13 protein-coding genes are annotated in these 18,541 nt (G+C 47.3%); 3 read left to right on the top strand and 10 right to left on the bottom strand.

Annotation, left to right across the window (positions count from 1 at the left end; genetic code table 11):
* Nucleotides 1-247: 247 nt before the first annotated feature.
* From SHEWMR4_RS08875 to SHEWMR4_RS08830, 10 genes are all read right to left on the bottom strand, one after another.
* Nucleotides 248-2,563 carry an efflux RND transporter permease subunit gene (locus SHEWMR4_RS08875; RefSeq protein WP_011622455.1) on the bottom strand — a complete coding sequence of 772 codons (2,316 nt, stop codon included), beginning with the start codon at nucleotides 2,561-2,563 and terminating at the stop codon, nucleotides 248-250.
* Nucleotides 2,564-2,594: 31 nt separating this feature from the next.
* A complete protein-coding gene (locus tag SHEWMR4_RS08870; protein WP_011622454.1) occupies nucleotides 2,595-3,605 on the bottom strand; it encodes a WD40/YVTN/BNR-like repeat-containing protein in 1,011 nt (336 codons plus the stop codon).
* Between the two features lie 54 nt (nucleotides 3,606-3,659).
* Entirely contained in the window at nucleotides 3,660-5,024 is a 1,365-nt protein-coding gene (locus SHEWMR4_RS08865) for a DUF1329 domain-containing protein (RefSeq protein ID WP_011622453.1), read from the bottom strand.
* 12 nt (nucleotides 5,025-5,036) lie between these two features.
* Nucleotides 5,037-7,079 carry a DUF1302 domain-containing protein gene (locus SHEWMR4_RS08860; RefSeq protein ID WP_011622452.1) on the bottom strand — a complete coding sequence of 681 codons (2,043 nt, stop codon included), beginning with the start codon at nucleotides 7,077-7,079 and terminating at the stop codon, nucleotides 5,037-5,039.
* Between the two features lie 335 nt (nucleotides 7,080-7,414).
* Nucleotides 7,415-7,633 (bottom strand): DUF2835 domain-containing protein, encoded by a 219-nt coding sequence (locus SHEWMR4_RS08855; RefSeq protein WP_011622451.1) that lies wholly within the window; start codon nucleotides 7,631-7,633, stop codon nucleotides 7,415-7,417.
* Between the two features lie 310 nt (nucleotides 7,634-7,943).
* The gene (gene pepN / locus SHEWMR4_RS08850; protein WP_011622450.1) at nucleotides 7,944-10,493 is read right to left on the bottom strand and encodes an aminopeptidase N; all 2,550 of its coding nucleotides are present in this window, start codon (nucleotides 10,491-10,493) and stop codon (nucleotides 7,944-7,946) included.
* Nucleotides 10,494-10,576: 83 nt separating this feature from the next.
* On the bottom strand, nucleotides 10,577-12,628 hold the full coding sequence (gene prc, locus SHEWMR4_RS08845; RefSeq protein WP_011622449.1) for a carboxy terminal-processing peptidase: 2,052 nt from the start codon (nucleotides 12,626-12,628) through the stop codon (nucleotides 10,577-10,579).
* 28 nt (nucleotides 12,629-12,656) lie between these two features.
* Nucleotides 12,657-13,298 (bottom strand): RNA chaperone ProQ, encoded by a 642-nt coding sequence (gene proQ, locus SHEWMR4_RS08840; protein WP_083757891.1) that lies wholly within the window; start codon nucleotides 13,296-13,298, stop codon nucleotides 12,657-12,659.
* 278 nt (nucleotides 13,299-13,576) lie between these two features.
* Nucleotides 13,577-14,035 (bottom strand): GAF domain-containing protein, encoded by a 459-nt coding sequence (locus SHEWMR4_RS08835; RefSeq protein WP_011622447.1) that lies wholly within the window; start codon nucleotides 14,033-14,035, stop codon nucleotides 13,577-13,579.
* Nucleotides 14,036-14,050: 15 nt separating this feature from the next.
* Nucleotides 14,051-14,350, bottom strand: coding sequence for a YebG family protein (locus SHEWMR4_RS08830; RefSeq protein WP_011622446.1), 300 nt, complete (start codon nucleotides 14,348-14,350; stop codon nucleotides 14,051-14,053).
* A gap of 205 nt (nucleotides 14,351-14,555) precedes the next feature.
* Between SHEWMR4_RS08830 and SHEWMR4_RS08825 the strand changes: the two genes are divergently transcribed.
* Genes SHEWMR4_RS08825 through SHEWMR4_RS08815 form a run of 3 tightly spaced genes read left to right on the top strand, consistent with a single transcriptional unit; the run spans nucleotide 14,556 to nucleotide 18,434 of the window.
* Nucleotides 14,556-15,191 (top strand): paraquat-inducible protein A, encoded by a 636-nt coding sequence (locus SHEWMR4_RS08825; RefSeq protein ID WP_011622445.1) that lies wholly within the window; start codon nucleotides 14,556-14,558, stop codon nucleotides 15,189-15,191.
* Nucleotides 15,192-15,193: 2 nt separating this feature from the next.
* Nucleotides 15,194-15,811, top strand: coding sequence for a paraquat-inducible protein A (locus SHEWMR4_RS08820; protein ID WP_011622444.1), 618 nt, complete (start codon nucleotides 15,194-15,196; stop codon nucleotides 15,809-15,811).
* Entirely contained in the window at nucleotides 15,798-18,434 is a 2,637-nt protein-coding gene (locus SHEWMR4_RS08815) for a PqiB family protein (RefSeq protein WP_011622443.1), read from the top strand. The genes SHEWMR4_RS08820 and SHEWMR4_RS08815 overlap by 14 nt, the downstream gene beginning before the upstream one ends.
* The last annotated feature ends 107 nt before the right edge of the window (nucleotides 18,435-18,541 follow it).

Genomic DNA, 18,541 nt, shown 5'->3' with positions numbered 1-18,541 from the left:
GTCTATGGCAGCGCTTTTTTTCATTATTTGGATGCTTCGGCTTAACGATCTCAGAAAATTAGTGTGATCCAGATCGTCGCGCGAAGTTTATTACTAAATCCTCTGTATTTCGAGGAAAATTTTAGTGGTACATCCTCTGTAAATCCAGCCAGAGCGTAAAGATGTGGTAACAGGTGAGCAAAAAATCAAAAAAACAGCGTTTATATTCAAAGGCAATGGGGAGTCAAAAACTCCCCATTGTTTGTAACTACTTAGCCTGCCGCCAGAATACCGCTGCCAGTGCTGGCAGGATAATTATGGCGCCCAACATATTTACCACAAACATGAAGGTGAGCAGAATTCCCATGTCCATTTGGAACTTGAGCGCAGAGAAAAACCAAGTGCTCACACCAATCGCCAGGGTCAAACCAGTGAAAATCACCGCACTGCCCCGCTCGACTAATGCTTCATAATAAGCTTGCTGTACTGGCATACCATTCGAAAGCTTAGCCGACATGGTCGATAGGATATAAATACCATAGTCAACCCCAATACCTACCCCTAGGGCAATAACGGGTAAGGTACTGACTGCTAAGCCAATATTAAGTTGAGTCATCAGCGCCTGTGCTAGTGTAGAGACCACATAGAGCGGAATAATCACCGCGACTGTCGCTTTTAATGACTTAAAGCTGATAAGGCAAAGCACAAATACCGCGCCATACACATAAATCATCATAGGCAACTGGGCTTCAGCTACCGCTTCGTTGGTTGCCGCCATCACCCCAACAGGGCCAGACGCCAGCTTAAATTGCAGCTTGTCATTATCCATTTTGGCCGCGACCGCTTTCACCTTAGCGACCACAGTCTCTATGGTTTCTGCCTTGTGATCTTTCATAAACAGATACACAGGCATCACAGAACAATCACCATTCAACAAACCAGAGGTGGTTGGAATTTGGCCGATGGCCTGCACTAAACTTGCGGTTGTGCGCGGCAACACTTCCCATCTTGGATTGCCTTCGTTAAAGCCCGCGTTCACTTTTTTGGCCACTGAGGCCAAGCTAACCGTCGATTCAACGCCAGGGGTATTACGTACTAACCATTCAAACTCATCAATTTGCGTCAGCATATCGTGGTAAGTACAAGCCTCAGGGCTCGCTTCCACAATCACAGTCATCACATCCGTGGTGATAGAAAAGTGGTCCGTAATAAAAAAGGTGTCCAGGTTGTAGCGTGAATCTTGGTGTAAAGCTGGCGCCCCGCCCTGCAGATCACCAATTTTCATCTGATTCGCCTGTTGCAGACCCGCAAAATACAAGATGACTGTTGCCGCAATCACCACTATCGCGTATTTAGGCGTGGCAAATTTGGCAAGGTAACGCCAAATTGCCTCGGCGCGGACTTCCTCTGAGGTCGGTGCACCCTGTGGCGCAACCTTGAGTTCAGTGAAAGAAATGACTAAAGGCAGGAGGATAAGGTTAGTGAAAATAATCACGCCCACGCCGAGTGAGGCCGAAATGGCCAGCTCACGAATAATACCAATATCAATGGATAACAGTGTGATAAAACCAACCGTATCAGAGAGCAGCGCTACCCCACCTGGCACCAATAAACTGCGAAACGCAGAAGCCGAAGCCGCCTTAGTGGTTTGTCCGTCCATCACGCGGCGTCTGACCGCGTTGATCATCTGCACCCCGTGACTCACTCCAATGGCAAAGACGAGGAACGGCACCAGAATTGACATAGGATCTAAGCCAAAACCGATGACCGTCAGTAAACCCAGCTGCCAAATCACCGCCGTTAAGCTACAAACTAATGGCAATAAGGTCAGGATAAGTGACTTTGAAAACAGATAGACCATTACCGCAGTGATCAAAATGGCAATCACGAAGAACAGCAATACGCCTTTGGCGCCATCGGCCACATCACCCGCCATCTTAGCAAAACCGATAATATGGATTTTCACCTTATCGGTTTCATACTTACCGCGAAGTTCCTTCTCCAGCTGAGCGGCAAAGGCGATGGTATCTAAGGGCTTACCCGTTTGTGGATCAAAGTCCATCAACTGAGCCGACACCATAGCGGCACTATAATCGTTGGCGATCAAGCGCCCCACAATGCCTGCTTTTTCAATGTTATCGCGCACCGTATTCAAACCCGCTTCGGTGGTCGTAAAATCAGCGGGGATCACAGGGCCGCCCGCGAAACCATCTTCCACGACTTCGGTAAAACGGGTCGAAGGTGAAAATAAGGATTTCACCTGTGAGCGGTCAACACCGGGTATAAAAAACAGCTGATCGTGAACATTTTTAAGTGTGTCGAAAAAATTAGGGTTAAAAATATTGCCGCTGGTATCTTCCACCGCCACCATAATGCTATTCGCCCCACCAAAATCTTTTTGGTGTTTGAGGTAGGTTTGCATATAGCTATGATTAAGCGGAATATTTTTAATGAATGCCGCATCCATTTTTAATTGGCTAGCTTGGTATCCCAAAAAAACCGTCAGCAAAATAAAAATGCTCACCACCCAAGCACGGTTGCGGAATAAAAATGACTCAAATCCGTTGACCAGTTTTTCTAACATCTTATCGGCCCTGTTATTGTTGTTTTATCATTTATGGCTTCAGTGTGAGTAGCCCTTGGCTACCCGATAACCACACATTCCCTTGGTTATCTTTGGCAATCGAAACTAAGTTTTCCCCCTGGCGACGAGTGACAATACTCGCACTATCATCCTGATTTAGCTGGATAACAACGCCGGCATTCCCCACAAGGTACAAGCTTGTATCTGAGTTCACCAAGGCGCCATTGATGGATGATTGCACAGGCATTTCAATCTCATCCCATTGGCTAAGGCTCAAATCTGCTTTAAACACATGGCCCCTCAGTCCCATTACATAGACCGCATCCTGCAATTGAATGGCATTGAACATAGAGCCGTCGTAATCAAACCCCGTACGGGTAAAGCTTTGGCCTTTATCGGCCGACACCGCCACAAGCCCAAGCTCTCCGACTAATAACAAACGACCATCATTGAGCACGATCATCCGATTAAAATGCGGCAGTAACGAGGCGCGCTCGGTCAAATAAGCGGCTTGGTCGCTATTCTTTAACTCAGCCAAATAGGACACGTCTTCTTCGGCCAGCAACTCTTCGTGGAATTCTTCCGCCCAGGTCTTGCCGCCATCATGGGTTCGATAAAACAGTCCATAAGCCCCAATGGCCATGCCGTCCTGCTCATTGAGAAACAGCACATCGAGGAAGGGTTTTTCAATTTCGCTCGACTGTATTTGTAACGACCATGTCTGGCCGCCATCTTGGGTGTGCAAAATAGTGGCATCGTGCCCCACTGCCCAACCGAGTTTTTCATTTAAAAAGAACACTTTTGTCAGCTGCGCCGAGGTTGGTGTAGGCACTTGTTGCCAGGTGTCATTCAGCACGAGCACATGCCCACGCTCGCCCACGGCGACCAAACGCTGCCCAGCATGGGCAATATCTAACACTAAAGAAGATGCCGCTAAGGGCTGAATTTGCGGGAAAGTCTCAGACACCGCAGAAAATGAAGGGGAAGAAAATAAACAACCAACACTGATTGCAGCGGCGCATTGAAGGATGCGAAACGACATACAAACTTCCTTAACTAATGAGGGGCGCTTAGCGCCCCTTTATACCGTGGCTGATTAACGGATACCTTCGCGACGCAGCGCGTCTGGGGTGAAGTTCGCTTCACTCAACTTGGCATCGAAGTTATACATTCCACTCTGGTTGTCTAAGCCCATGGCCAAATAACGACGGGACTGCAGATCGTGGAACACTTCTAAGGTATCCCACTGTGTGGGGACTTCGTAGTAGTTCAAGCCGTGGGCAACTGCCACACGGTAGAGTTCATCACGGTTGTCATACAGATCGGCAATCGATACTTGCCATGAGTCTTCGTCAAGATACATCACACGCGTTTTGTAGATGTGACGCATACCGTCTTTCAAGGTCGCCTTCACTTCCCATACGCGGTGTTTTTCCCAACGGACAAACTCAGGATTGATATGACCGGGTTTTAAAATCTGGTCATATTTCAGCTTATCTGAGTGCAATTTGTAGTCGTTGTAAGGAATATAGATTTCCTTCTTGCCCACAAGCTCCCAGTTATAACGCACGGGTGAACCGTTAAACATATCGAAATCGTCTGTGGTGCGCAGACCATCGGATACGGTACCCGGTGTATCAAAGGCAACGTTTGGTGCTTTACGTACGCGGCGCTGACCTGTGTTATAGGTCCATGCTTGGCGTGGCAGCGCCTCTTGGTCCATGGTTTCTTTTACTAACAGCGCAGTACCAGCCAAACGAGCAGGCTGAGTCACCACTTGTTTAAAGTAGAACAGCGTGTTGCTGGCCTTTAACTGATCAAGGGTGATTTCAGGGCGAGAATACTCGAAACGAATTTCCTCAGCAGTTTCCACTAAGGTGTAGCTGCCATCGGCCGTTGGCGCCGCTTGGCTACGTGAGGTCTCCACATCCACACCACGGAAGCGCAGGATATGGTTCCAAATCGCTTCTAAACCATTGGCAGGGATAGGGAATGGAATACCAATCGATGCGCCCGCTATACCATTACCCTGTGCAACTAATTCAGCGCGAGTGGCGTTGGCTTTTGTCGCATCATAGACAAATTGTGGCACTGATGCGCTGCGGCGCGTTTTGTACACATTCATCTTGTAAGTATCTGGGTAAAGCTCAAACAGTTTCATTTGACCCGGGGTCAAGAAATCCTTGTATTGGGCTTTGTTCGCATTGGTAATAGTGAATTCAATTTTATCCTCAGGGAAAGGATCGGGGTGATGCATTCCCTTGGTATATCCTGCAACTGGCTTAGTAATACCGCCATCCCAAGCGGGAATAGAGCCATCGGCATTGCCGGCTTTTTCTGCGCCTAATGGCGTTAATTCGTTACCTAATTTAGCGGCGTCGGCTTCAGATACCTTTGCCATCGCTACAGGTGCTACAAGGGCCATCATCACGGCACTTGCCAATATCGACAGTTTCTTCATTGTTATAATCCTTTAGATCGAATACTTGATATTGAAAGAAATATAATCACGATCTGACATCGCGTTGGTTGTTCCTACACCGCCAAAGAAGTTGTTGTAGGATAAGTCTGCGCCCCAACGGTTTTGGTATTCAAAATTCACACCTAAGGCCACTGACTTACGTCCTTCGGTAAAGAGGAACATAGGATCAGGCGTAATACCGTCTACATCGTGTGAGAAAATCAACCGAGGAGACATGTTCACGCCCGCAAACAAGTTGTTAAAGTCCGCTTTAGCCACCAGACGGTATCCCCAAGCAAAATCCGTTGGGAATGGGTTGGTTTCTGGACCATTATGCAGCGCTTGGATGATGCCTGGCATATCGGGATTACCGCCCGAACGTGCGGTACCTGGGCCATTAAGACGCAGTTCATCAAAACCTGGCATATCGTGGATCCATACCCCACCGACTTCGGCCAACATCGTCAGGTTATCCAATCCCAAGGTAGGACCGAATAAGTGAGTGAAAGTGACTTGCGCTTGAGTGGTATCGAGGCGAATAAAACCGTCAACGGTTTCGCCAGGTTGTACGCCATCAATTTGAGAAATGCCATCGAAATCGGGGCGAATACCCGCGTTGGCTAACTGTTGTGGCATACCCGCAAACAGCAGTTCTACGTCATCGATTTGTAGCGGTTCATCTTGACGGTGAGCGATTTCAGCACCGACTGAGGTATCACCCAATGACGTGTTGAAACTAAAGCCATAGAGTTTAATGTCTTCAGGGTAAACAATTTGCGCCTTAGAGAAGCTCTTTAAGCTGAGCAGCAATTCGCGGTTAATATCACCCGCGTTTTGACCCAGTACGGCAAGATCTGACAACAGTGCGCCAGTGCTAAAGTCGGCAGCAGTACCGCTGATCAGCGGACGACGGCTGTGGTAGTTCATAAAGTAGAAACCAAACTCGGTATCGCCTAACTCAGGGGCGTAATAACCCAGCTTGATACCATATTGGCCACCGTTGCTTGGTGCTTGCTCATCTTGCACTAACGTCACTTTAGTGGGATAAGCCAGTGCCATCGCTACCAATTGCTGTGTAGGAATAGTTTGACCACTGGCGATCATCCCAGCCAGTTTCTGATATTCCTGCGTTAAGAAATCTAAATTGATGTCAGGGTTAGCGTTAAAGCCTAACTGCGCATTCTGGTTATAACCACCGTAACCGGCGAAATCGTTAGTCGCAAAAATCGAACCAGGGGTTGGGATCCAAACGGGTTCCCAATCATATTGATAGAAACCTTCTACCGATAGGTTTTCGGTGATCCCCAATGAGGCCCACACCATACCCTGAGGACGGAAGGCTTCTTTGAGTTCCGCGCCAGGCGCGTTCAGGATGTTCAAATCGACAGGGTTGATTTCACCAATACCGTGGGCGATCAGCGTACTTTCACCCCAAGAAACCACTTGATTACCCACACGGATAGAAAGCGGGTTGGCACCATCGTTTAAATCAAAATTCGCGTATACGAAGGCATCCAGCAGACGGATGTCCTTACATTGCACTTCAGAAGCCTTACTATCGCGGCAAGGATCGTATTCTTTCCCTGTTAACGGGTCATTGTAGTCGTAGTTACCATCGTTTAGCTTACGATCGTAAAAATACATACCACGAACGAATAGACCATAGTTCTCATACTTAAGGGATAACTCGTGTAATCCTTTAACGATTTCGGATGTAGTATCACCTTGAGAATAAAGTAAATTACTCAAATCGTTGTTACTAGAATAAGAACCTGGTTGTGCCCAAATCTCAGCAGATGTGTATTTGGTATTGCCAAATGCAGTGTAGTTTGACCAATCAAACTGTGGCTGGTTTACCTTACCAATTTGTCCATCCCAATCGCGCTCCCCTACACGCCAACTGGCACCAGCAGTCCAAGTCGAGTCAAAAGTCCCTTGTATCTCCCCCCAATCGAACGCAACCGCATTAACATTCGACACCATCAATAAACTCAATGCCGACGCCACCCCCAAAGCAAGCGCCGACTTGTTAAAACTTTTTTTAACAATTTTCATTTTAGCTCTCCGTACCCTGCTGGATTCTTTGTTCTTGGAATTACAACCAACATCTTGTTAGCTCACAGGTAACATCATTGTTACAGCAATTAATCCCCATGAGCAAGGCACAGTTAGAGAAAATTTTCTAAAGAATTAAGCACGTAGACACATTTATGTCATCTACTACAGGGATGGGATTTAAATTAGAAAAGCAGAAGATTGAAAAGCGTGGGGGAAACCATGCAAAAAACTTTATATTTCATTAACATAATCACAAAGAAAATATCATATTTCCGTGATTGTAATTAGTCGACCGTTTAAAGTAATTACTCTAAGTAAAAATCAACAATTTATTAGGCTAACTGCTCCAGCGACACAAATTGCCCTTTATCATCGAGCACCAGTTTGAACTGCCCATGAATACCGTTATCGGTTAAAAAACGCCTAAAATGTCGGCCATTAATCCACAGGATCCGCCCCTGACGCTCACGCACTTCAACCTTATCGGCAATGCCTTGATAGTAAGGTAAAAACTCTCGATAACTTAGATTTAGCTTAAAATACAATTCCATATTAAAACTCAAATAATCTGCATAAGCTGGTAGTGGGAATTTACGACGGGCTAATTACAGCTGTTGGGCCAACAAACAGCATGTCGTAGAAACCGAGCTATTGCCTTGAATTACCTACCCCACAGGGACAATGTAACACTCTAATACTCTCGTCAAAAGGCCATCATATTCAATAGTATAAAGCGTCATACCTTAGATTTAACTTAACTCGTTAAATAGTATGACTAGGGTGCATGGCCTTCAATTTGACTCTAACTGCTCAATAACTGCTTGGAAGAATGAGGGCAGCATAATGCTGCCCTCTTCATAGCTACTGTGCTAATGCCTTAGATACTTTCTCGAATAAATCTTTCGACAGTTCAGGCAGTGCCAACAATCGCGTTAAACAAGCCTTGATCTTGGCTTGGCGCGCCTCATCAAACTTACTAAATTGGATGAGTGGCGTCACCATACGCGCCGCAACCTGCGGGTTGAGTTTATTTAAGCTGATAAGACATTCAGTTAAAAACTCATAACCTTTGCCATCGGCGCGGTGGAATTGATAAATATTCCCCGCTGCGAAACTGCCAATCAGTGAACGTACGCGGTTAGGATTGCTCATGCTAAAGCTCGCGTGTTGTTGTAATTGACGCAAGCTATCAATCACCCCTTCCACATCATGGGTAGCCTGCAGCATGAACCATTTGTCCATCACCAGCGGCGTATCGCGCCAGCGGGCTTCAAACATTGCCATCAAATGTTCGCGGCAAGGTAGCGAACCGACATTCGCCGCACTTAATGCGCCGAGTGAGTCGGTCATATTGGCAGCCTTCTCAAACTGCTCAACCACAAAGCTTTCGGCCTCGCTACTGACTCGGCTCAACCAGTTAAGACATTGGTTTTTCAGCGCTCGCGCTTTTGTGCAATCACGGTTTACCAATGAGCGATACAGCGCCGTTAATTCATCTTCACAATAGGCGGCAAGCTCTGTGAGCACAAATTCACGGGCTAAAGCTAAGGCATCTAAATCGACCGTGTCGGTTTGTTCAATCAACGCTGAGGCCGATGGTATGGCTAACATTTCCGCCATCAGCGCCTGATCTAACTGCTCATCGAGTAAGGCGCCTTTAAAGCTGTCCTTCACTCTCTCATCTAAGGTCATGGTGTGATGTTGCTGTAAATGCGCCACATTTTGCCAAATCGCTTGGCTCACGAGCGTAACCGACGCCTCCCAACGCGCCACTTCACTCGAGGCAAAGCGCATCAAATGCACAAGCTGATCGATTTCAAAGGGATAATGTAATTTAACCGGTGCAGAGAAATCCTGTAGTAAGGATGCCACGGGTTTATGGCGCATGCCTTCAAATGTAAAAACTTGCTCTGCTTGAGTAAAATCAAGCACTTGATTTACCAGTGACTGCCCTTTCTCATCTAACAGCTCTAAGCTAAAGGGGATATGCAAGGGTGAAGCACAACCAGCTAACGTTTGTTTGAGGGTTAACTGATAAGTCCCTGTGTCAGCATTAAAACTGTCGCTTGCGGTGACAATTGGCGTGCCCGCTTGGCTATACCAGAGACGGAATTGCGTTAAATCGATTCCACTGGCATCTTCCATCGCCGCGACAAAATCATCGCAAGTCACGGCTTGGCCATCGTGACGTTTGAAGTATAACTTCATCCCCGCTTGGAAATGGGCTTCACCCAACAGGGTGTGCATCATGCGAATAACTTCAGCGCCCTTGTTATACACAGTAACAGTATAAAAATTATTCATCTCAATCACAGACTCGGGGCGGATCGGATGCGCCATTGGGCCTGAGTCTTCAGCAAACTGCTGGTTTTTGATGACTTTAATCGCGTGAATTCGGTTCACAGCACGCGAACCTAAATCCGAACTAAACTCTTGATCGCGAAACACTGTCAAGCCTTCCTTGAGGCTTAATTGGAACCAGTCACGGCAAGTCACGCGGTTACCCGTCCAGTTATGGAAGTACTCATGGCCGACCACAGATTCAATGCCGTGGTAATCCTCGTCGGTTGCGGTCAAGGTATCTGCCAACACATACTTGGTGTTGAAGATATTTAAGCCTTTGTTTTCCATCGCCCCCATATTGAAGAAGTCGACCGCGACTATCATGTAGATATCTAAGTCGTATTCTAGGTCAAAACGAGATTCATCCCAGGCCATAGACTTTTTCAGGGACGCCATCGCATGGTGTGCTTTGTGTAAATTACCTTTATCGACAAACACCTGCAGTACCACTTTGCGATGACTGCGGGTGATAAACTCATCCTGTAGCAGATCGAAATCGCCAGCGACTAAAGCAAACAGATAGGCGGGTTTTGGGAAGGGATCCTGCCAGCGCACGTAATGGCGGCCACCATCGAGCTCGCCTTTCTCAATCAAGTTACCGTTGCTAAGCAGGAACGGAAACGCCAGCTTATCGGCTTCGATTCGCACTGTGTATTTGGCTAACACATCGGGGCGGTCGAGAAAATAAGTGATGCGTCTAAAGCCTTCGGCTTCGCACTGAGTACAGTAGGCGCCGTCGGACATATATAGCCCTTCGAGGCTTGAGTTAGCCTCGGGATCGAGTTGGGTGATGATGGTCAACTCAAATTCATTCAGCGATGTCTCGATGGACAACAGCCCTTCACTCGCGTGATACGTCGCCGCTTGTCCATCAATGGCCACACTCACTAAGGTCAAACTTTCACCATCTAGCACTAAGGGATTGGTGTGAGATGAAGTGCGTTTGACTTTGCTAACGGCTTTAACCAGGGTGTTTTTACCATCGAGATTAAAATCTAAATCAATGGTTTCGATCGTGAACTGGGGAGCTTGATAATCTTTAAGATATTTTGCTTGTGCTTGTGTCATGTCGTTCCCTTTAACACTGTTCTAAATAAGAAAAACGCGCCATAAGCGCGTTTTAAGATACGGTAAACAGGCGCAATAACCGCCTATTTAGTGCCAGCGTTAGCCAGCTTTTTTGCATCCGCCATATCTAAGGTGATATAGGCCGTTTCGTCTAAGAAGGCATCCGGTGCTTCAATGTCGTCTTTGTCTTTAATGTCTTCCATCGATTTAACCGCGGCTAAACCATGGGCAACACGACGCTCGTTGGTTCTATCGAGGACTTTCTTCTCATCGGCTTCACGTGAGGCAATGCGCTCACTTTCAACTAAGGAGACTGTTTTCTCTTTATGATGCTTTTTAAAGTCGGCAATATCTTGATTGATATAGTTAAACTCGACATTGTTCTGAATACGGGCAAGGTGCTTTTTATCTAAACTCGCCACCAACTCAGGGGTGATATCGTTTAGGGTGCCGTATTGCGCCATCGGCACTTTATCCCAAGGTAAAGCATTCTTCTCTTCCGCTTCACCGTATTCACCCGGCTCTAACGCACTTGGGTAAGCAATGTTCGGGGTTACGCCTTTGAGCTGAGTGCTGCCACCGTTGATACGGTAGAACTTTTGAATCGTGTACTGCACGTGGCCAATCGGCTTCTCGTACATGTCGTAGATTCGACCAAGGCTCTTATGCTGCTGCACAGTGCCTTTACCAAAGCTTGACTCACCGACAATCAGCGCACGGTCGTAATCTTGCAACGCGGCGGCAAAAATTTCAGAAGCTGATGCACTGTAACGGTCAACCATAATGGTTAACGGACCAGCGTAGGTCGTCTTGCCATCGTTATCACGGTGGGCAGACACTCGACCATCGGCGTCACGTACTTGCACCACAGGGCCCATATCGATAAAGAGTCCCGTCAGTAACACGGCTTCGGTCAACGCACCGCCGCCATTACCACGTAAATCGATGACGACGCCTTCAACCTTGGCTTCGTTTAACTTCACTAATTCTTTTTCGACGTCCTGGGATAAGTTCATATAGAAACCAGGAATTTGAATCACACCCACTTTACGGTTGGCGTATTCACCGTCTTTTGGCTCGATGATCTTTGAGGTCGCGGCACGGTCTTCTAAACGAATTTTGTCGCGCACTAAGGTCAGATTAAACGGCTTAGCGTTAGAGCCGCCCTTCTTAGGTAAAATCTGCAGAACGACTTTACTGCCCTTAGGCCCTTTGATCAGATCGACCACATCGTCCAATCGCCAGCCGATTACATCAACAATCTCACCGCCTTCTTGACCGACGCCGACGATCTTATCTTCAGGCGACAGTTTTTCACTACTAGCCGCAGGACCGCCCGCGATTAAACTCTTAATCACAGTGTAATCGTCTTCGAGCTGTAACTGCGCACCAATCCCCTCGAGGCTTAAGTTCATTTCCATTTGGAAACGTTCAGCATTACGGGGCGATAAATAGCTAGTGTGTGGCTCGATGCTACGGGAGAACGCATTCATCACCGCTTGGAACACATCTTCGCTATTGGTCTGAGTCAGACGTTTAATGGCGTTGTTGTAGCGTTTTTGCAGAATATCAACGATTTCAGGCCATTTCTTGCCAGTAAGTTTCAGGTTCAGCGCATCGTATTTAACACGTTGACGCCATAATTCGTTGATTTCGGCTTGATCTTTTGGCCATGCAACATCTTCTCTATCGTATTCGTAGGCATCACCCGGAACGGTAAAGTCCATCTCTTTGTCGAGCAGAGAGAGTGCGTATACAAAACCTTCGTAGCGACGTTTCTGAACCAAATCAAACATCTTATAAGCAGGCTCGAGTTCACCCGAGCTCAGCATATCGTCAAACTGATTAACATAAGGTTTGAAGCTGTCGACATCGGCTTGCGTCAGCACATTACGACGGTAGTCGAGTTGCTGCAGGTAGCGGTCAAAAATCTGAGCAGAAAACGCATCATCTAATGCAAATCTATGATAGTGGGAACGAGTGTATAAATCCGTCACTCGCTTACTCGCCACTTTATGCTGCGCTTCCTGCTTGAGAGTGGGTAACTCGCTGATTTGAATCGTAGGGGGGACAGCCCAAGCCGAGAATCCGACAAAAACAGTGGCAATGGATGTAGCCAAAGTGAGTTTTCGCATCAACAAGTTACTCCGTTTGATTAAATAATTACAGCAGGATATGTTCCGCTTTCACTTTTACCGTTAAGCCGCTATCTAGCTGAACATGAATGTCCTCTTTGTTAATGTCGGTGATCACGCCGGCTACTGGCGTCATCCCTAACTTAACATTGACACGTTGCTTCTTCGCTAAATCGGTCAATTGCGCTTGAACTAAGTTAACAGCAGGCTCTGCCTTAGGTGCTGCTTTTGCTGGGCGCTCAGTCTTACGTGCTGGCACGGCAACTTTCTTAGGGGCTTTCTTTGCAGGGGCTTTACCCGCAGGCGCCGCTTTTGGCGCTTGAGCTGCACGCTTAGCTTTTGCTTTATCTTGGCTTTCTTTCAACATAGCTTGAGCATGATCGATATGCTCTTGCTCTAACTCACCGCATGGCTGACCATCAAGATCCACACGCTGTGCACCGGCTTTTACCGATTTCAGGTAGCGCCAGCTGCTGGTGTAGCGTCTTAAGGCAACTCGCAGTTGAGTTTTACTGACTTTAGAATCATCAGCCAACCTTTCAGCCAAATCTTGAAACAATCCGATTTTTAATGGCTTAGTTTCACCTTCAGCAATAAAGCACAAAGGAAATGTTTCATACAAATACGCCAAAATTGCGTTGGTGTCGGTCAACTTATCTGTTGATTCCATCATTACTTCCACAGTTAAAAAGGGACATCGAATCCGAGGTGATAAAAATCAGCTTCTTACGAGTCGTTTATCTTGGTTAAGCTCACATATGAGCCAAAGTACAAATTAGCATTCTCGCCGAGTTAACTAAAGTTAAAAAATATAAGTTAACAATTTTTCACGGCTGAACCTATCAGGCTTATTTCGGCTGTGCTCAAAATAAGCCTTATCAGTGCATGCGCTATTATAAGGCGCACGCCACCGATTGCGACTATGAATTATGCGTTATTGTACGCAAATTAAGCAAATAGGCAGTTTTCGAAGCTTTTTACCAATAATTCCAAGCCCTTTTGGTCTTCTTCATCGAAGCGGTCAAAAATAGGACTATCGATATCCAGCACGGCCACAACCTTACCATCGGCGCGGACTGGGATAACAATTTCAGAATTACTGGCCGAATCGCAGGCGATATGACCATCAAATTGATGCACATCGGCGACGCGCTGCGTCTGATTGGTTTGCGCGGCGGTACCGCACACGCCCTTACCCATTGGAATACGGGTACAGGCCACTTTACCTTGGAAAGGACCTAACACCAGCTGTTCGCCACGCATCACGTAAAAACCCACCCAGTTCAGTTCGGTTAGGTTATCGTTTAGAAAAGCAGAAAAGTTAGCCATGGCAGCCACTAAATCATCCTCGCCCTCGAGTAAGGCCAGTGCTTGACGATTCAGTGACTCATAAAATTGCGGTTTCATAGACTTCCTAAAAAATTATTCGGCAGCGTCGTCCTTCTTAGGCGTTTTTTTCGCTGCATTTTGTTTTGATGGCGTACTATTAACTTGAACCACGCCTTTAAGCAAGTTTGTCAGCTCATCTTTATTGTTAGCAAAATAGAATGCGAGCTGTTCGCTCACGGTTTCATCAATTCCGAGCTGCGCTTTTTGAATAAATGGAATGAGGTTATCGGCGATGTCGAGCATCTTATCGTAGGCGTCTGCCTCCTTCTTCGATGTAAATGTCATCTTCTCCACCCCTTCTCTTACCACGACAAACTGTGTAATAACTGCCATGACTGCCCTCGCACTGTTTTTATATACAGTAATCAGAATGACATAAAGTGAACTAGTGATGCAAGTGTTCTGATTATTCTGGTATTATGAGTACGCTTTTCGTTGTCGAGATGTGTCAAGCAATGTGCTATCTCACCCTATAATTTGGTTTTATTGCGGATTATTTGCTCTCTCTATGGCTTTGGGGCTAATTTAATATTTTTATATGCATGAAAATACAGTAGAAAACTCTGTAATCCTCTGTCGTTCCTGCGACTTGGCCATTCGAAAGCGCGCCTTACCTACGGGTGTTAGGGCGTTATGCCCGCGCTGCAGCACCGCACTTTATGACACTCCATACTGCTCAGTAAACGGTATGTTAGCGCTGTGTATTACCGCGCTGGTATTCTATTTCCCCGCCAATTTTTTTCCGGTACTCGAAATTCACTTTTTGGGTAGTGTTCGCACCACTACAGTGTTTCAGGGCGCCTTTGCGGTGTTCGACCAAGGTTATTGGGTCGTGGGATTAGCCGTGCTCGCCGCCGCCGTGATTGGCCCGGGTTTATTGATCCTGTCGATCCTTAGCCAGATTTTGATCGTCAAATGGGGACTTAGCAGTCCATTTTGGCGCCGCAGCCTCAAACAGTTATTAAAGCTGCAAGGGCTGCTATCCCAGCTCACCATGCTGGAGATTTATGTGATTAGCTTTTTGGTGTCATCATTTCAGTTATCTGATTTCTCGGATATTTACTTCGGTATGGGCACCTTCTGCTTCACCATGCTTTTTTTAGTCACCCTGTTTTTGCAGCGTGAATACGATATTGAGCATATGTGGAGTCTTCTCATGCAGGAGCGACACTAAAAATGCAGCAACAGGGAAAAGACTTAGGCCTGTGCTTGTGCCGGGTGTGCAGGCAGCTCAATAGCAGTGATAATAGCCACTGCAGCCGCTGCGAGGCCGAGCTCCATGTCCGTGATCACAGCAGCTTACAAAAGAGTTGGGCGCTGCTGATCACCGCCGCCATTTTGTTGGTTCCCGCCAACCTCTACCCTATTACAATGCTCACCAATCAGGGGCAAGTGCGCCACGATACGATTTTTTCGGGGATTATCCATTTGGTGCATTCGGATATGTTACCCATCGCCATTATTGTATTTATTGCCAGTATTTTAGTGCCTTGGGTGAAAATTATCGGTTTGGCCACTTACCTCTGTGCCATCAGCTTCAATCTGCCGATTTCGAAAAAGAAACTCATGGTGGGATTTCATGTGATTGAGTGGATTGGCCGCTGGTCAATGCTCGATTTGTTTGTGATCTCCTTAACGGTTGCCCTCGTCAATATGGGGCAATTACTCGATGCAAAGCCTGCACCTGCGGCCACGGCGTTTGCATTGGTGATTTTACTGACTCAACTTGCCGCAAAAGTTTTAGACACTCGTTTACTCTGGGATCGATTGGAACCTCAAGATGACACAAATTGAATCGCCAAAAGTTGTGAAGAAAAAACTCTTTTCGCCGATTTGGCTGCTCCCGATAGTGGCGCTCGCACTCGGCGCATGGCTGGGCATTAAGAGCATCAAAGAATCGGGCATTGAAATTCAGATCCACTTCCCCAGTGCCACGGGGATCGATGTGGGCAAAACCCTAGTAAAATACCAAGGTCTTACTGTCGGTAAGGTAAAAGACATTGGTATCGACGAGGATCTTAAAGGCGTAAACGTCAAAGTCATGATGGACTATCGCGCTAAGCCTTTCTTAAATAAAGAAACCCTCTTTTGGTTAGTCACCCCAAAAGCCAGCATTACGGGTGTTGAAGGCTTAGATGCGCTGTTTTCGGGTAACTATATCGCAATTCAACCCGGTAAAGGCAATACCGCCACCTTCTTCGAGGCTGAGCGTCAACCGCCACCGATGCAGGTGGGCTCAGAAGGGGTAATGATCGAACTGACAGCCGATAAACTCGGTTCGTTAGACGTGGGTTCGCCAGTGTTCTTTCGTCAGATCCCTGTCGGCAGCGTGGTCAGCTACCGTTTAGACGGCAATGCCAGAGTCATTATCAGCGCCTTTATCCAAGAGCAATATGCGCGTTTAGTGAAGAAAAACTCTCACTTTTGGAACGTTTCCGGCGTGAAAGTCGACGCCAGTTTAGCGGGCATAAAAGTCAACACTGAGAGCTTGGCTTCCATTCTGGCGGGCGGCGTGAGTTTCAGCTCTGATGATAAGGCACCTGCGGCACAAAATGGTGACAGTTTTGCCCTCTATGATTCCGAAACCAGCGCCCTTGGTGGAATTGAAGTGAGCCTGACCATGAACGATGGCAACGCGATTGATAAAGGCACTCGTATTGTGTATCGCGGTATCACCATTGGCACTCTGCAGAGCAAACAACTCACCGCAACCGGCGTGACTGCGGTGGCAAAATTTGAGCCTGAATATGCCAACCTGTTAACCAGTGACGGACTGTTTTGGCTTGAGGGCGCCGATATTTCACTCTCTGGTATCAAAAATCCCGAGCGTTTACTCACGGGAAGCGTGATTAATTTCTTACCCGGCACCAATGCCAATACCGCGCTGCCAAGCAGTTTTGCCCTGCAAGAATCCGCCCCCGATCTATTGAAGGCCAAAAAACGTCAGCTCACTATCACCTCAACTGAAAACATGGGCCTCACCGCAGGTGCTGAAGTTCGTTACAAGCAGCTACCTATCGGTCAGGTGCTGGCGGTGAAATTAACCAAAGATCTGTCGGCCGTTGAATATCAACTCGAGCTGCAACCTGAGTTTGCCAGCTTAGTTCGCAGTGACAGCTATTTTATCCCCGAGTCGGCGTTGAGTATCGATGCCTCACTCGATGGGGTGTCGGTGAAAACCCGCGATATGGCGACGCTCACCAAAGGGGCTGTAAGTCTTATCCCAGGAACCAGCGACACACCACTTGCGGCGAATACTCGCCTGTCACTCTTTAGCTCAATGGATGAAGCGAAACAGTTCTTTGCTCGGCAGCAACGTCTGTACTTTACCCTGACCAGCGTAGATGGCGCCGATGTCAGCCAAGGCTCACCGATTTACTATAAAAAAATGCAAATCGGCAGTGTGGAGTCGGTCAACTGGCAGAGTAAAACCGAAGACTTTGCCATTAAAATCGCTATCGATAAGCAGTTCCAACCCCTAGTGCAAAAACCTAAAGTGTTTTGGCGCAACAGTGCCGTGGATGTCAGCGCCAGTCTTGCGGGTATTGATGTCGCCGTCGCGCCACTCCAGGGCGCGTTAAAAGGCAGCATCAGCTTAGGTTTATTAGATAATTCAACGACTGAACCTAATGCAACACTTAAACTGTACGAAAGCAAACAGCTCGCCTTAGCGCAGGCTCAAGCCATCAAACTCACCTTACCCGCCTCAGCGAAATTGGCTGCCAAAGCTGCCATTCGTTACCAAGGCCATCAAGTAGGTGAAGTGATGCAAGTTAAGCTCAATGCCGACTTAGCCACCCTCACGGCCACCGCCTATCTCTATGGCGACTATGCCGAACACTTCAGCCGCAGTGATACTGAGTACCATATGGTTGATGCGCAAATCTCCTTAGCGGGGATCAAAGCGCCAGAAACCTTAATTACTGGGCCTTATATTGGTGTGTTACCGGGTAAGAGCAACCAAAAGGCGAGTCAATTCCAGGCCAAATTGGTTGAGAGCAGCTATGCCAACGTGGCCGAAGATGCGCTTAAGTTTACCTTAGAAGATAGCAACCTTGGCTCGATGAAAGTCGGCACGCCCATCTTCTTCCGTGGCATTAAAGTCGGCCAAATCGATGGTTATAGCCTGTCGTCTCAAGGCAACAGTGTGCTAATGCAAGCGCATATTGAGCCGCAGTACAGTCACTTAGTGAATCAGAGCAGTCAGTTCTGGGACGCTTCGGGCATTAAAGTCGATGTGGGGATTTTCTCTGGTGCCCAAATTGAAGCCGGTTCGCTCGAAACCCTATTAGCGGGCGGCATTAATGTCGCTACTAAGGAAACGACGCAAGCAGGTAATCGCTTAAACCAAGGCACTGTGATCCCGTTGCAACACAAAGCCCAGAGCGAATGGCAGGAATGGGCTCCAGCCCAGTAGCTAAAGCCCTGAAGCGAGGCACTGTTACGCCTGTGTACTTTACCAGCAAGATAACAAGGTAAAAGCCCTCGGTATCATTTAACAATCAGGCGCATTAGATAAACTCT

This window comes from Shewanella sp. MR-4, assembly GCF_000014685.1.
GTDB lineage: Bacteria > Pseudomonadota > Gammaproteobacteria > Enterobacterales > Shewanellaceae > Shewanella.
Note: the sequence above shows the minus strand (reverse complement) of the source record. Positions and strands in the feature narration are given on the sequence as shown.